Source organism: Pseudomonas sp. MF6394 (genome assembly GCF_002018845.1).
GTDB classification, from domain to species: Bacteria; Pseudomonadota; Gammaproteobacteria; order Pseudomonadales; family Pseudomonadaceae; genus Aquipseudomonas; species Aquipseudomonas lactis.
The window spans coordinates 1-14,237 of record NZ_MVOJ01000060.1 but is presented as its reverse complement, the minus strand read 5'-3'; the positions used below and the strand labels follow the sequence as shown (position 1 = coordinate 14,237).

Annotated in this window: 11 protein-coding genes and 3 pseudogenes; all 14 read left to right on the top strand. The window is 59.7% G+C overall.

Annotation, left to right across the window (positions count from 1 at the left end; genetic code table 11):
- Window positions 1-389 (top strand): annotated as a pseudogene (locus MF6394_RS32245) (Clp protease ClpC); the annotation flags it as partial.
- Window positions 390-405: 16 nt separating this feature from the next.
- Entirely contained in the window at window positions 406-1,839 is a 1,434-nt protein-coding gene (cls, locus tag MF6394_RS32240) for a cardiolipin synthase (protein WP_078468261.1), read from the top strand.
- 27 nt (window positions 1,840-1,866) lie between these two features.
- Window positions 1,867-3,684 carry an ATP-dependent zinc metalloprotease FtsH gene (gene ftsH, locus MF6394_RS32235; RefSeq protein WP_078468260.1) on the top strand — a complete coding sequence of 606 codons (1,818 nt, stop codon included), beginning with the start codon at window positions 1,867-1,869 and terminating at the stop codon, window positions 3,682-3,684.
- Between the two features lie 87 nt (window positions 3,685-3,771).
- Complete coding sequence (gene hsp20-GI / locus MF6394_RS32230) at window positions 3,772-4,230, top strand: small heat shock protein sHSP20-GI (RefSeq protein ID WP_048376684.1); 459 nt, start codon at window positions 3,772-3,774, stop codon at window positions 4,228-4,230.
- A gap of 22 nt (window positions 4,231-4,252) precedes the next feature.
- Entirely contained in the window at window positions 4,253-5,167 is a 915-nt protein-coding gene (gene yfdX1, locus MF6394_RS32225) for a heat resistance protein YfdX1 (protein ID WP_048376685.1), read from the top strand.
- A gap of 102 nt (window positions 5,168-5,269) precedes the next feature.
- Window positions 5,270-6,157 (top strand): heat resistance protein YfdX2, encoded by an 888-nt coding sequence (gene yfdX2, locus MF6394_RS32220; RefSeq protein WP_033936157.1) that lies wholly within the window; start codon window positions 5,270-5,272, stop codon window positions 6,155-6,157.
- A 96-nt stretch (window positions 6,158-6,253) separates the two neighbouring features.
- Window positions 6,254-6,865, top strand: a complete 612-nt coding sequence (gene hdeD-GI, locus MF6394_RS32215; RefSeq protein ID WP_048376687.1) for a heat resistance membrane protein HdeD-GI — start codon at window positions 6,254-6,256, stop codon at window positions 6,863-6,865.
- A 79-nt stretch (window positions 6,866-6,944) separates the two neighbouring features.
- Window positions 6,945-8,090 carry a hypothetical protein gene (locus tag MF6394_RS32210; RefSeq protein WP_048376689.1) on the top strand — a complete coding sequence of 382 codons (1,146 nt, stop codon included), beginning with the start codon at window positions 6,945-6,947 and terminating at the stop codon, window positions 8,088-8,090.
- Window positions 8,080-8,520 carry a heat resistance system thioredoxin Trx-GI gene (trx-GI, locus tag MF6394_RS32205; RefSeq protein WP_014236590.1) on the top strand — a complete coding sequence of 147 codons (441 nt, stop codon included), beginning with the start codon at window positions 8,080-8,082 and terminating at the stop codon, window positions 8,518-8,520. Before MF6394_RS32210 ends, trx-GI begins: the two co-directional genes overlap by 11 nt.
- Window positions 8,521-8,675: 155 nt before the next feature.
- Entirely contained in the window at window positions 8,676-11,483 is a 2,808-nt protein-coding gene (locus MF6394_RS32200) for a sensor domain-containing protein (protein WP_078468259.1), read from the top strand.
- A 220-nt stretch (window positions 11,484-11,703) separates the two neighbouring features.
- Window positions 11,704-12,684, top strand: coding sequence for an IS5-like element ISPa16 family transposase (locus MF6394_RS32195; protein ID WP_048376693.1), 981 nt, complete (start codon window positions 11,704-11,706; stop codon window positions 12,682-12,684).
- Between the two features lie 178 nt (window positions 12,685-12,862).
- The gene (locus tag MF6394_RS32190) at window positions 12,863-13,333 is read left to right on the top strand and encodes a phosphate-starvation-inducible PsiE family protein (protein WP_078468258.1); all 471 of its coding nucleotides are present in this window, start codon (window positions 12,863-12,865) and stop codon (window positions 13,331-13,333) included.
- Window positions 13,334-13,340: 7 nt separating this feature from the next.
- Window positions 13,341-13,935 (top strand): annotated as a pseudogene (locus tag MF6394_RS32185) (hypothetical protein).
- Between the two features lie 23 nt (window positions 13,936-13,958).
- A pseudogene (locus tag MF6394_RS33590) lies at window positions 13,959-14,111 on the top strand (2-alkenal reductase); the annotation flags it as partial.
- Window positions 14,112-14,237: the final 126 nt, after the last annotated feature.

Sequence of the window (14,237 nt, the reverse complement as noted above, 5' to 3'; positions counted from 1 at the left end):
TCCGCCATATCGTCGGCCTGCAGCTCGATCGTGTGGCCCGCAACGCCGCCAGCCAGGGCGTGACGCTGACCTTCGATCAGACCTTGATCGACCACTTCGCGGAGGAAGGCTACAAGCCCGAGTTCGGCGCGCGTGAGCTCAAGCGGCTGATCCGCAGCGAGCTGGAGACGGCACTGGCGCGCGAGATGCTGGGTGGCGGTATCGGCAAGGGCGATCACGCCAGCGCCCGCTGGGACGACAAGGCCGAACGGGTGGTCTTCGAGCGCCAGGAGCCACCCGCGAAGCCGGCTGAGCCTGAAAAGCCCGATGCCGCGAACGTGGCCGAGACGCCGCCTAGCGACGCGAGCAAGCCTGCGCGCAAGAAGAAGTCAGCGGACGGCGAATCTTGAGCGATGGGAGGCTGTCGTGTCCGACCCCAATGGGCTGACATGGGCAGCCACCCTCGTGTCGCTGGCGGTCGCTGTCCCCACAGCGGGGCACGCGGTCATCTACAAGCGTGACCCTCGATCGGCCACGCTGTGGGTACTGCTGATCGCCTTGTTGCCGCTGGGCGGTTCGCTGCTGTATGTGCTGTTCGGCATCAACCGTTACCAGCGGCGGGCGCGGCGGCTCTTCCCGGGGGCAGATCATCCTGCTGTTCGGCAGGATCTCTCGCCCACGATGCCCGAGGCTGTATCGCCGCCACTTGCCGGTCTGGCCCACCTGGTGGGACGCGCCACCGGCCAGTCGCTGACCGGCGGCAACCGCATCGAGCCGCTTGTCGATGGCGAGCAGGCCTACCCGGCCATGCTCGCCGCCATCGAATCGGCGCGGTACAGCGTCGCCTTGGCCTCGTACATCTTCGACAGCCAAGGCATCGGGGCGCAGTTCGTCGATGCGCTGCGCCGGGCTCATGAGCGCGGCGTGCAAGTGCGGGTGCTGATCGACGACGTGTATGCCCGCTGGACGCCCCGCAGCGCCTACCGCGCCTTGCAGCGCGCCGGCGTTCCGGTGGCGACGTTCAACCCGACATTGATTCCCGCGCGCCTGCATGCCGCGCATCTGCGCAATCACCGCAAGCTGCTGGTGATCGATGGCGAGACGGGTTTCACCGGCGGATTGAACATCTTCAGCACGTATTGGCGGCCCGGTGCGCCGGGCCAGGCCTGTCACGATTTGCACTTTCGTCTGCGCGGGCCGGTGGTAGAGCATCTGATGCGGAGCTTCACCGATGATTGGTGCGATACCACGGGCGAGCGGCTCAGCAAGGGTTTCTGGGGCGAACCGCCCGTAACGGCTGATGAGCCGGGAACCAGTTGGGCGCGCGGCATCGAGGCCGGTCCCGACGAGGCCCTGGACCGGATGCGCTGGACCTTCATGGGCGCTTTGAGCGCGGCTAAGCATTCGGTGCGCATCTGGACACCTTACTTCGTGCCCGATCAGCCGATGATCGCGGCGCTGAGTACGGCCGCGTTGCGCGGCGTGCGTATCGACGTGCTGACGCCCGCAAACGGCGACCATCCCACGGTGCAATGGGCGGCGCGCGCCCACTACTGGCAGGTGCTGGAGCACGGTGTGCGCATCTTCGAACGGCCTGGCCCGTTCGACCACAGCAAGCTGATGCTGGTAGACGGAGCGTGGTGCTGCCTGGGTTCGGCCAATTGGGACGCGCGCAGCCTGCGCCTCAACTTCGAGTTCAATGTGGAGGTGTACGACACCGCGTTGTCTACGCGGCTGTCATCCCTTTTTGATGCCGCCCGTGATGCGTCGGGCGAGATATCGGCGAAGGCGTTGCGCGCCCGCCCGCTGGCCATCCGCTTACGCGACGGGTTGGCCCGTCTGTTCACCCCCATTCTCTAGCGACACGACTTGCGAGGAACATTGCCCATGGAAAAGAAAGATCAATGGAACATTGGTTACTGGATCGTCGCCGTCCTGTTGCTGCTGACGCTGCAGAACTACTGGCAGGCGGCCAAGACCGTCGAGCCCGTACCCTACAGCGAATTCGAGAAGGCGCTGGCCGAGGGGCGCGTCGCCGAAGTGCTGGTGTCGGACCGCACGGTCACCGGGCGCCTGAAATCGCCGGACAGCCGGGGCAAGACCACCATCGTGGCCACCCGTGTCGAACCCGACCTGGCCGAGCGGCTGTCCAAGTACGACGTGCCCTATGCGCGGGTGGTGGAAAGCACCTGGCTACGTGATGTGCTCTCCTGGATTCTGCCGGCGGTGGCCTTCTTCGGCGTCTGGTTCTTCCTGTTCCGCCGCTTCGCCGAGAAGCAGGGCATGGGTGGCTTCCTGAGCATCGGCAAGAGCCGTGCCAAGGTATTCATGGAGAAGAACACTGGCGTGACCTTTGCCGATGTCGCTGGCGTCGATGAAGCCAAGGCGGAGTTGGTTGAGATCGTCGATTTCCTCAAGAATCCGCAGGAGTATGGACGGCTCGGGGCGCGCATCCCGAAAGGTGTGTTGCTGGTTGGCCCGCCCGGCACGGGCAAGACCCTGCTGGCCAAGGCCGTGGCGGGCGAGGCCGGGGTACCGTTCTTTTCCATCTCAGGCTCGGAGTTCGTCGAGATGTTCGTCGGCGTGGGTGCAGCGCGCGTGCGCGACCTGTTCGAGCAGGCCCGCGGGCAGGCGCCGGCCATCATCTTCATCGACGAGCTCGATGCGCTGGGCCGCGCGCGCGGCGTCGGCGGGCCCATCGGCGGCCACGACGAGCGTGAGCAGACGCTCAACCAGCTGCTCACCGAGATGGACGGCTTCGACAGCTCGGTGGGGCTGATCATCCTCGCCGCCACCAACCGCCCCGAAATCCTCGACCAGGCGCTGCTGCGTGCCGGCCGCTTCGACCGCCAGGTGCTGGTGGACCGGCCCGACAAGAAGGGACGGCTGGACATCCTGAAAGTCCACGTCAAGAAGGTGACGCTGGCTCAGGATATCGATCTCGAACAGGTGGCTGCGCTGACCACGGGCTTTTCGGGTGCAGACCTCGCGAACCTGGTCAACGAGGCCGCGCTGGCCGCGACCCGGCGCAAAGCGTCCGCCGTGGAGTTGCAGGATTTCACCGCCGCCATCGAGCGCATCGTGGCGGGCCTGGAGAAGAAGAACCGAGTGCTCAATCCCAAGGAGCGGGAAACCGTGGCCCATCACGAGATGGGCCATGCGCTGGTGGCGCTGGCGCTGCCCGAAACCGACCCCGTACACAAGATCTCGATCATCCCGCGCGGCATCGGCGCGCTGGGCTACACCTTGCAGCGCCCCACCGAAGACCGCTTCCTGATGACGCGTACCGATCTCGAGCACAAGATCGCCGTACTGCTGGGCGGGCGTGCCGCCGAAAAGCTGGTGTCCGGCGAGTTGTCTACCGGGGCGGCGGACGATCTGGCGCGAGCCACCGACATCGCCCGTGACATGATCACCCGCTTTGGCATGGACGAGGGCCTGGGCTACATCGCCTTCGAGGCGCAGCGGCCCCGCTTTCTCGATACACCTGAACTGGCCCACGGCGGTTGCCGGGTGGCCGAATCGACCCAGGCGCGCATCGATCAGGCTATCCGCGACATCGTGATGGGCGTGTTCGAGCGCGCCTACCGGATTCTCGACATCAACCGCGCGGTGCTGGAGCGCTGTGCGCGCGAGCTGCTGGCGCGGGAAACGCTCGACGAAAGCGATATCCGTCAATTGACTCAAGGACTTGTTCGGAACTGAAAACAGTAGTAGGTGCCATTCAGAGTAAACCGACGGCTCTGTTCAGTGCGTCATCCAATTCGTCGGCATTGTTCAAGGAGAACCGATATGTCTGCATTGACTCCGTGGGACCCCTTCCGGGAACTGGATGAATTGCAAGACCGCCTGGCGACGATGTTGGGACGGACACCCCAGCGACAGGGCGCCCGTACCAGCAACGAAGCCATGACCACGGCGGACTGGGCGCCAATGGTGGACATCAGCGAGGATGAGAACGCATTCATCCTCAAACTGGATCTGCCGGAGGTCCCCAAGGATGCCGTGCGCGTCAGCGCGGAAAACGGTGTGCTCACCATCAGCGGCGAGCGCAAACTGGAGAAAGAGGAGCAGGGCAAGAAGTTCCACCGCATCGAACGTGCGTATGGCCGCTTTGTGCGCAGCTTTGTCTTGCCTGACAACGTTGATCCGACCAAGGTGACGGCTTCCATGAAAGACGGCGTGCTGGAAGTGCGGCTTGTCAAGGCCGAGCAAGCCAAACCGAAACAGATTGAAATCTCAGTCAACTAACTTCAATCAAGAGCCCAAGATCATGAATATCAAACAGCCACAATACACCTTCTCCGCACTTGCCCTGGCGGTCGTCGTCGGACTGAGCGGACCGGCTCTGGCCCAATCGGCGGCAGGTTCTAGCCCAGGTGCTGCAGCACCCTCTGCCGCATCCAAGGCGGCACAGCCACAGGTAGATGACAAGGCCGCCCGGGAAGCCGCGAAAAAGCGCGCCGAACTCGCCCAAGATGCAATCACTGCGCTGGCCAAGACCCATGAGGCATTGATCCTCCTTGATGCAAAGAAGACCAAGGAGGCGCTCGCTGCGCTGGAACTGGCCAGCGGAAAGCTGGAACTGGTATTGGCGCGTGAGCCAAAACTTGCTTTGGCGCCCGTCGATGTAAGCGTCATCACCCATGACATCCACGCCGACGTGGAATCGGTCAAGAAAGCGGTCAAGTTGTCTCGGGAGTTGTTGGATGATGGCGAGGTGCAAAAGGCACGGCCCATTGTTGCCAATCTTGCCAGCGAAATCGTGATCGAAACCGACAACCTGCCGATGGCAACGTACCCGGCAGCGATCAAGTCGGCCGCACGGCTCATCGACAGCGGCAAGATCGACGACGCCAAGGCGGAACTCGCCCGAGCACTGAACACGCTGGTGGTGACCTCGGTCGCCTTTCCTCTGCCCGTGCTACGGGCTGAAGCCGCGATGGCAAAAGCTGAAAAGCTGGCCGAGACCGACAAGCGCGATGCCAAGCAGAACGAGGAGCTCAGCACCTTGCTGTCGTCCGTGCGCACGGAGATCGAGATGGCGCAGATCCTGGGTTATGGCAAGAAGGCGGATTTCGAACCCATCTTCGATCAGGTGAAGTCCATTGAGCAAAAGTCGGCTGGTGGCAAAAGCGGCAAGGGATGGTTCGACGAGTTGAAGACGCGCCTCCAAAAGCTGTTTTGAGGTGATGAAGGGGCCGACTGTTCGGTCGGTCAGTCTCGCGATGTTCGCAGTCAGCCCCAATAGATTCGCCTATTTTCACTAACTCATACGAGGCATATCACCATGAATGAGCAAACATCGAATCCCAATGCGACGAACAAAGAAATAAACGAACAGGCCGCGGTAAGCAGCCTTCCTGTCAGTCCAGAGGCCAAGCCTGAAGTCGTCACGGAGGTACAGCCTGAGGTTCAGAAGGAAACGGACTCGCAGGCGGCAGACAAACGTAAACAAGTCCTCGATGAGGCCGTCTCGGCCTTGGCGCTGACCAAATCAGCGCTGGCCGCACTTGACGGCAAGGACGCTGCACGCGCATTGGCAACGCTGGCCGAAGTGACGGGAAAGCTGGAGCTGATCGTTGCGCGCGAACCCACGCTCGCCCTGGCCCCCGTTGATGTGCGCACCATCGTGCACGACTTGTTCGCCAACACGGAAACCATTGAGGCGATGACCGACGAGGCGCTGGATGCCCTCAAACATGGCGAGGTGCAACAGGCACGTCACGTGCTGGCTTTGCTGGCCAGTGAAATCGTGATCGCGGTCACCAACATCCCTCTGGCGTCCTATCCCGCAGCCGTGAAGTCAGTCGTGCCGCTGATCGATCAGGGCAAGATTGAAGAAGCCAAAGCCGCGCTGCAGGCAGCGCTCAGCACGCTGGTCGAGACGCGCAGCGTGCATCCGCTGCCCGCCCTGCGCGCCAGGCTGCTCCTGAAGCGCGCCGAGACCTTGGTAGAAGATGGTCAGCGGAGCGAAGCGTCCAATGAGCGCCTGGAGACATTATTGAACGAAGCGCGGCAGCAGTTGGAAATGGCAGAACTGCTGGGCTATGGAAAGAAGAAGGACTTTGAGCCCCTGTATGCTGAACTCAAGAAAGTCAAGCAAAAGACGGCTGGGGGAGGCGGCGGAAAAGGCTGGCTCGATGAAATCAAGGCAAAGCTGTCCAAGTTGTTCTGAAACCGCTGGATAGGGCGTAAGAGGGGCGCGTCGCGCCCCTCTCTTGGCTCAGGAGTGTTTGCTTTTTCACCCCATTAGATCTTTAGGAGATATAGCATGAATACAGACACCATCGCCGATTCCAGTGCGGATGAGCCCACCAAAACACTATGTTCATTGACCGAAAATTGGTGGATTTTTGCGTTGCGCGGTGTCTTGGCATTGATTTTCGCAGCCCTTGCGTTCTGGATGCCACAATCGGCTCTGTTGGCCATGACCTTAGTGTTCGGCGCATTTTCCTTGGTCAATGGCGCTTTCAACTTGGTTGCAGCGGTGCGCCATATCCAGAAAAAAGAGCGCTGGGGCTGGCTGCTGTTCAGCGGCATTGTCGGCATACTTACCGGCGTCGTCGTCCTGGTTGCTCCTTGGGTCGCCACGATGGTCATGGCTTCTTTTTTATGGGCTAGCGTGGGGTTCTGGGCGATTTTCACCGGTGTGCTGGAGATATCCGCCGCCGTTCGGCTGCGTCAAGAAATCAAGGGTGAAATCTGGCTTGCCTTCAGTGGACTGCTCTCGATTGTCCTTGGCGCTATCGTCTTGTGGATATTTTTTACCCGTCCGGTCGAGTCATTCCTGGCCGCAGGCTGGCTGTTGGGCTTCTATGCGGCAGTCTATGGTGTCACGCTTTTGTTCTTGAGTTGGCGTCTTCGCAAAACGCGCCAGGGATAAGAGCGGGTCAAACTAAATTCTATGGATATGAGCATTTTCGGTTCGTGCCTCCATAGAAATGACATCAAAGGAGTCATACATGCAGATGCAATATAGCTATCGAGCTGTCGACAAAGAGTTTCATGAACCATGGCAGAGAGCTTTGGGAAATGCGGTCGAGCGCGACCTCAAGCCATTGCTCGACAAACACACTAAAGATTCAGTGCGACTTCGAATCGTCCTTGATCGCGACAAGACCAAGCGGCAATTTCTGGCCAGTGGCTATATGCACCTGCCCGGCAGAAAGATTGTCAGCGTTACTGCATCACATGACGAGCTGACGCCCCTCGCGCAGATGCTCGCACAGTCGTTGTTCCGTCAGGCCAAGAAGCATTTTGACCGGCTGCATGCTCAGGACCAAATCAAGCGCAAAGCACGACGCAAGCGCTTGCGCGAGCTCAAGGTGCGAATTGCCGCAAAACCCGCGTCAGCCGCCCATGAGGCCAACGTGACCCGAATGCCTCTACTGTCGAAACTTGAGGCTGTCGCAAGGCGTGAGCTGGCTTATCTGCGTGCCGTCGGCGATTTACCGCGCGATTATCCGACGCTGCGCGACGTGGTGGATGAAGCGATTGTCCAAGCTGAGGTGGAATGGCAATCCGTGCCGGAAGAAAAAGCGGCTTACTTCGGTCTTCTGAAACATCTGTTCGCCGTCCTGGATCACGAAGTGGCAAACAGCCGGCAATTTGGCGAATTCGTTTCTCTGGACGCGCCGGTCGAAGCGGATGCCCAGGACGTCGCCGAGGCCATGGTGGAAGAGGAAGTCTTCGAATTTTATCAGCCCGATGACACACTCAGGCTGGCCGATATCATCGCTGACAGTCAGCATCCCGATGCCGCAACGATCGCGGAAGAGCAGGAGCTAGTTGATCGGTCGAGCGAGTTCGCTTTTGCATTCGACCTGCTGAAGGACATGCCGCGTTTGTGGCGGCGCATTTTTCTGCTTATCCGTGTGGACGGGCTGGATGCCAGCAGCGTCTCTGAGATCCTGCTGATTCCTAGTAAGGAAGATACTGTCCAAAGGTGGCTCATGCAGGCCGAAGCGTTCATCGCTGCTCATTTGGAAGAGGCCGGAGTAAGCAAAGACGGGAACGATTGGCTCCAAGGCGTTGATTGGTCGGCATTGTCTGTGACCCGAAGCGCGGCAGCCTCACTGTGGTCCAAGGAGGCGAACCATGAAGAATGATCTTCACCTCGTCTGTCCGCATTGCCAGTCCATCAACCGCGTACCGACTGCGAAGCTATCGGAACATCCCAACTGCGGCCGCTGCCAGCAGCCCTTGTTCACGGGCGAACCCATCGAGTTGACCACGGCGACGTTCTCGCGCCACGTGGAGCGCAGCGACCTGCCACTGTTGGTCGATTTCTGGGCACCTTGGTGCGGGCCGTGCAAGATGATGGCCCCGCAGTTCCAGCAAGCGGCGCGCCAGCTCGAACCCAGGGTCAGGCTGGCCAAGGTCAATACCGAGGCAGAACCCCACCTGGCCGCCCAGTTCGGTATTCGCAGCATTCCAACCCTGATTTTGTTCCGAGGGGGACATGAGGTTGCACGTCAGGCGGGCGCCATGGGCGCGCAGGACATTATGCGCTGGGTGACATCCCGCTTGCCGCAATGACCCGGCGCGAACCACCCTGCTTATCAGTTGTGCGATCCTTGAAGAAAGTGCGTAGCCGCGATGCATAGCGACCCCAACCACACAATCTTTGACGAAATACGCTCCGAGTTGCAGAAACGTTGGAACCTCTGTTTCACCCATAAGGAGCGTCACCTTTGAACGAGACGCCTCAAATCTCAGCCCGACACTGTGACCAGATTAACCAGAATGCCCATTCTGGCAGTTGGCATCTCGATCTTGGCTCGCAACTCCTCACTTGCTCCGATGAAGCCTGCCGCGTGCTCGGCCTGGATGTTGGTGCGCCAATAGCCTTCGAGCGATTCCTGCAGTGCATTCACCCTGAAGACCGCCCCCTCTTCGATAGGGCATGGGATGCTGCCATGTGCGGAAAGACCCTTGATCTGCGGTATCGCATCGTCAGCGGAGGGCAGGTTCGCTGGATACACCTGCGGGCAACATTCAAGGGCGACGCCTCTGGTCGGCCCAGAGCGGCAGACGGGACGGTAGAGGACATCACCGATCTCAAGAGGGTCGAGCAGGCGCTGAACGCTATGCGCCGACAGCGAGAAGAGTTGGCCAGCCACGTTCCCGGTATGCTTTACCAATACCGTCTTCGTCCGGACGGCAGCTCGCACTTCCCTTATGCCAGCGCGAGGATACAGGAAATATACGGGGTTGCACCGGAGGATGTTGTTGAGGATGCCACTCCTGCGTTCGCTGCGCTCCATCCTGAAGACCGCGACCGTGTGCATGAAACCATACAGGTGTCGGGGCAGTCACTCGCGCTTTGGCATGACGAGTACCGAGTGCAGTTTCCAGACGGTCGGGTGATCTGGGTCGAAGGTGAGGCGTCGCCTGAAGCCATGCCTGATGGGAGCATCCTCTGGCACGGCTATATCCATGATGTCACCTCACGCAGAAGATCCGCGGAAGAGCTTCGCCTTGCGGCTGAAGTTTTTGAGCACGCAGGAGAGGGCATCCTCGTTACGGACGCTCAAGGCCACATTGTCAACGTCAATCGGGCGTTTTCCGTGATCACTGGTTATGCGCGGGAGGAAGTAATGGGTCAGACACCTCGTCTGCTCGAGTCCGATCGCTATGACGATGAGTTCTATCAGACCGTTTGGCAGGCTCTGCGTGAGCACGACTATTGGCACGGAGAGCTCTGGTGCCGACGCAAGAACGGCAGTCAGTTTGCCGCGCTGCTGACGATCAGTGCAGTGCCGGATATGCAGGGCAATATCGAGCATTACGCAGCCATGTTTTCCGACATCACAGCGCTGAAGGAAAACCAGCAACAGCTTGAACGCGTTGCTCATTACGACCTGCTCACCGGCTTGCCCAATCGACTATTGCTTGGAGACCGCCTTAAGCAGGCCATTGCTCAGACACGTCGGCGTGGTATGCACCTGGTGGTTGTCCTCATCGATCTGGATGGATTCAAGAAGGTCAACGACCAGCACGGCCACGCAGTCGGCGACAAATTGCTGTCCGTCCTGTCCAGGCGTATGACGCAAGTGTTGCGCGAAGGCGATACTTTGGCCCGTCTCGGTGGTGATGAGTTTGTCGCTATTCTGGTCGACCTGCCGGATATTTCCGTCAGCGTACCGATTCTCGATCGCCTGATCGAGGTGGCTGCACAGCCCATACCGATTGGTGACGCACTGTGTGAGGTGAGCGCGAGTATCGGTGTGAGCTACTACCCGCAAGGCGAAGATATCGATGCCGACCAACTGCTGCGGCAGGCAGATCAGGCTATGTATCGTGCCAAGCAAGCCGGCAAGAATCGATATCACGTTTTCGATACGGAGAAGGATCGTACGCTGCGCAACCGTTACGAAGGATTGGACAGCATAGAGAATGCACTTGCCAATGGGCAGTTTCTGCTTTATTTCCAACCTAAGGTCAACATGCGCACCGGTGAGGTGCTGGGCGCCGAAGCCTTGATCCGCTGGCAACATCCGGCGCGTGGCTTGTTATCTCCTGCCTCCTTCCTACCCCTCATAGAGAATCATCCGCTCGGGATTGCTGTGGGGAAATGGACCATCGAGGCTGCGCTGACCCATATCGAAATTTGGCGCAAGGCCGGCCTAAATGTCCCGATCAGCGTGAATATCGATGCCGAGCACTTGCTTCAACCGGATTTCATCATGCATCTACGGGGTATGTTGTCACGACACCCCGGCGCCCAAGCGCAAGACCTTGAACTGGAAATCCTCGAAACCAGCGCCGTGGAGGACTTCGTTCAAGTGTCTCAGTCGATGGCGCTGTGCGAAAGGATGGGATTGCGTTTTGCCCTCGACGATTTCGGCAGCGGCTATTCATCGCTTACCTATCTGAAGCGCCTGCCCGCGTACCTGCTCAAGATCGACCAAGGTTTTATACGCGACATGCTCGAGGACCCGGACGATATCGCCATCCTGGATGCGCTACTGGCACTGGCAAGGTCGTTTGGCAGGAACTGCATCGCGGAGGGAGTCGAATCCATCAAGCATGGAGAAATTCTGCTGCGTCTGGGATGCGAGTGGGGCCAGGGTTATGCCATCGGGCATCCGATGCCGGTGCATGAATTCGAGCAATGGCTACACACCTGGCAGGTACCCTTATCCTGGAAGGGATTCAAACCTGACAGTCGCTCCGCGCTGCCCGTGCCGTTCACATACGCCGACCACCGGGTCTGGATTTCCCAGATGATCGACTATCTGTCAGGTAAGACCCAAGTGCCGCCTCAACCCGAAGCACTCCAACACTGGCGGGATCAAAGTGGCCGCCCGACGTTCTTCGGCAAGGATCCTGATGATCAGGTCGATGTCCTGCATCAGAGCATCCAGCAGTTAGCGCACACCCTGAGTGAAATGAAAAATGCCGGCCGTGTCGAGGCATTGAAGGCTGGCATCGACAAGTTGCAACATTTGCAGGCGGATCTGCTGGGATTGCTGCCGCCAGACCAGAAGCCGGATTGATGCCATGCATGGGACAAAGGGTTGACGTGCAAGAGGCTGATCCACCCATCGGCGGCGCCACGGGCGCGCAGGACATTATGCGCTGGGTGGCTTCGCAATTGCCTCGGCAATCCAGGTGTAATCGAGTCGTCTTCTCGGACTCCCCGTTCCATTAGGGAAGGTCTGAAAAAGACTTCCCGAATCTGGTGAAACACGCCGATCCCGCCAGCCGAGTTTTTCCATGAAGCAGATGACCTTCGCCGACGCCGAGTACGCCGGCAAGCGCAAGCAGACCCGTAAGGAATTGTTCCTGATCGAGATGGATCAGGTGGTGCCGTGGAAGGGATTGATTGCCCTGATCGAGCCACACTACCCAAAGGGTGAAGGTGGTCGTCCAGCCTATCCGCTGATGGCCATGTTACGTATCCATCTGATGCAGAACTGGTTCGGCTACAGCGACCCGGCCATGGAAGAAGCGCTCTACGAGACGACCATCCTGCGTCAGTTCGCCGGGCTGAGCCTGGAGCGTATTCCCGACGAAACCACCATCCTAAATTTCCGTCGCTTGCTGGAGAAACATGAGCTGGCAGCCGGCATCCTCGGCGTAATCAATGGCTACCTGGGGGATCGCGGCCTGTCGCTGCGCCAGGGCACTATCGTCGATGCCACACTGATCCACGCGCCCAGCTCGACCAAGAACCAGGACGGCAAGCGCGATCCGGAGATGCACCAGACCAAGAAGGGCAACCAGTACTACTTCGGCATGAAGGCCCACATCGGTGTGGATGACGAGTCGGGGCTGGTGCACAGCGTGGTCGGCACGGCGGCAAACGTGGCGGATATCACCCAGGTCGACAAACTGCTGCACGGTGAAGAGAACGTCGTCTGCGCCGATGCCGGCTACACCGGCGTCGAAAAGCGCCCCGAACATGCTGGCCGCGAAGTGATCTGGCAGGTCGCAGCACGCCGCAGCACCTACAAGAAGCTCGATAAACGCAGCGCCCTGTACAAAGCCAAGCGCAAGATCGAGAAGGCCAAGGCACAAGTGCGAGCGAAGGTCGAGCACCCGTTTCGAGTGATCAAGCGCCAGTTCGGTTACGTGAAGGTGCGCTTCCGTGGCCTGGCCAAGAACACCGCTCAGCTGGTGACGCTGTTCGCGCTGTCGAACCTATGGATGGCGCGCCGACATTTGCTGACTACCGCAGGAAAGGTGCACCTGTAATGCGGAAAATGGCTGCTGCGAGGTGCTCGCGGCGGCCAAAAACGGAGAACTGAGCGGGTTACCTGGTCGATTTTGATCGACGGCCCGCTTTCAAAAGCAGCGAGGGCTGAAGTCGACCGGAAATACAGGGTTACTTCAGACCTTCCTTAGCGCTTCATTGAAAGAGAGAGCAACGCTTATGCATAAAGAATCTGGCCACACGGCCCTTGACGAGATGCGCTCCCAGTGGCGGTTGATGACGGTTTACGAGCGCTTCGAGCAGGTCGTCGCCCTCGTTCTGTCGGCGGTAATTGCCGTCATCATCGTGGTGTCGCTGTTCCAGCTCATCGCCATCGTCTTCACGCTGCTGGTTCTCGATGCCTTCAATCCCCTGGATCACAAGGTATTCCAGAGTGTGTTCGGCATGATCATGACGCTCTTGATCGCGATGGCGTTCAAGCATTCCATCGTGCGCGTGGCGCTGCGTAAGGAAAGCATCATCCAGGTCAAGACCGTCATTCTGATCGCGATCCTGGCACTGGCCCGCAAGTTCATCATCCTTGACCCCGACGTTGATCCTGCCAAATTGGCCGCCCTGGCGGGGACGATACTGGCCTTGGGTCTGACCTATTGGCTCATGCGTGAACGCGACGACCGGAAGAGCGAGTGATTGGACCATGGCTCTTTATAGTCTAGACGGTCGACACGATGCCAGGTCGAGGCACCGCTGGCTCAATCCGCTTTCAAGCCGTGTTGCTGGTTTTGACCCTGGTGGGGATCGCGGCTGCCGTTGGCAGTCTGCTGTTGGGCGAGCATGGCCTTTGGCTGGCACTGGCAACATGCGCATTGACCCTGCTGATCGAACCTGTCGTCGCCTCCGCGATGACCTTGCGCCTGTATGGCGTCCGTCCCTTGCGCAGCAATGAAGCCCCCGTAATCTGGTCGTTGCTGCGAGCGCTTACAACGCGCGCCGGGTTGCCGAACACGCCGGTTCCGTACTATGTGCCCAGCGGCATCGTCAATGTCAATGCCTTTGCCACCGGCTCCAGGCGCCTTGCCTCCATTGCCCTCACGGATGGTCTGCCCGGCTGGAGAAATCCCGAGCCGTCTTGGTTGCGCACGCATACGGCGGCAGAGAATCGTATCGCGCGCCTGATGGAGTTGGCGCCTCAGCCATCGCAGACCCTGCCGTTCCAAACGGATTATCTAGTGCCAAGGTCGTTCGCCCCGATGTGCCCACCACGCCGGGGCCTGAGCGGCCTTTGGCGCTAAATCACTCGAAAGGAGCCTCCGTCATGTCTTCCCCCGGTCCTTACCCACAACGCCCAGCTCCGGATCATTTCGTCCGGCGCTGGCTCGTCATCACTGCGTGCGTTGCAACACTCATGCTGTTCTGGCAGTTCCTGCCCGCCATCGAAGCCTGGTTCAGCCCGCGCCAAGCCGCTGAGTGTTGGCGCTGATGGAAAATTGACCCACCCTGCCGATTGAAATTTGACCCAGGGCGGATTGCTGATTTTGTTACCAGCAACTGTGGATAAGTCTACCAGCGCAGCTGCTGTTGCCCCCACTCCTTC

Excerpts from the sequence above, each read along its gene's own strand:
- hdeD-GI (WP_048376687.1), top strand. The coding sequence starts at position 6,254 with ATGAATACAGACACCATCGCCGATTCCAGTGCGGATGAGCCCACCAAA.
- MF6394_RS32210 (WP_048376689.1), top strand. The coding sequence starts at position 6,945 with ATGCAGATGCAATATAGCTATCGAGCTGTCGACAAAGAGTTTCATGAA.
- MF6394_RS32195 (WP_048376693.1), top strand. The coding sequence starts at position 11,704 with ATGAAGCAGATGACCTTCGCCGACGCCGAGTACGCCGGCAAGCGCAAG.
- trx-GI (WP_014236590.1), top strand. The coding sequence starts at position 8,080 with ATGAAGAATGATCTTCACCTCGTCTGTCCGCATTGCCAGTCCATCAAC.
- ftsH (WP_078468260.1), top strand. The coding sequence starts at position 1,867 with ATGGAAAAGAAAGATCAATGGAACATTGGTTACTGGATCGTCGCCGTC.
- MF6394_RS32190 (WP_078468258.1), top strand. The coding sequence starts at position 12,863 with ATGCATAAAGAATCTGGCCACACGGCCCTTGACGAGATGCGCTCCCAG.
- yfdX1 (WP_048376685.1), top strand. The coding sequence starts at position 4,253 with ATGAATATCAAACAGCCACAATACACCTTCTCCGCACTTGCCCTGGCG.
- yfdX2 (WP_033936157.1), top strand. The coding sequence starts at position 5,270 with ATGAATGAGCAAACATCGAATCCCAATGCGACGAACAAAGAAATAAAC.
- hsp20-GI (WP_048376684.1), top strand. The coding sequence starts at position 3,772 with ATGTCTGCATTGACTCCGTGGGACCCCTTCCGGGAACTGGATGAATTG.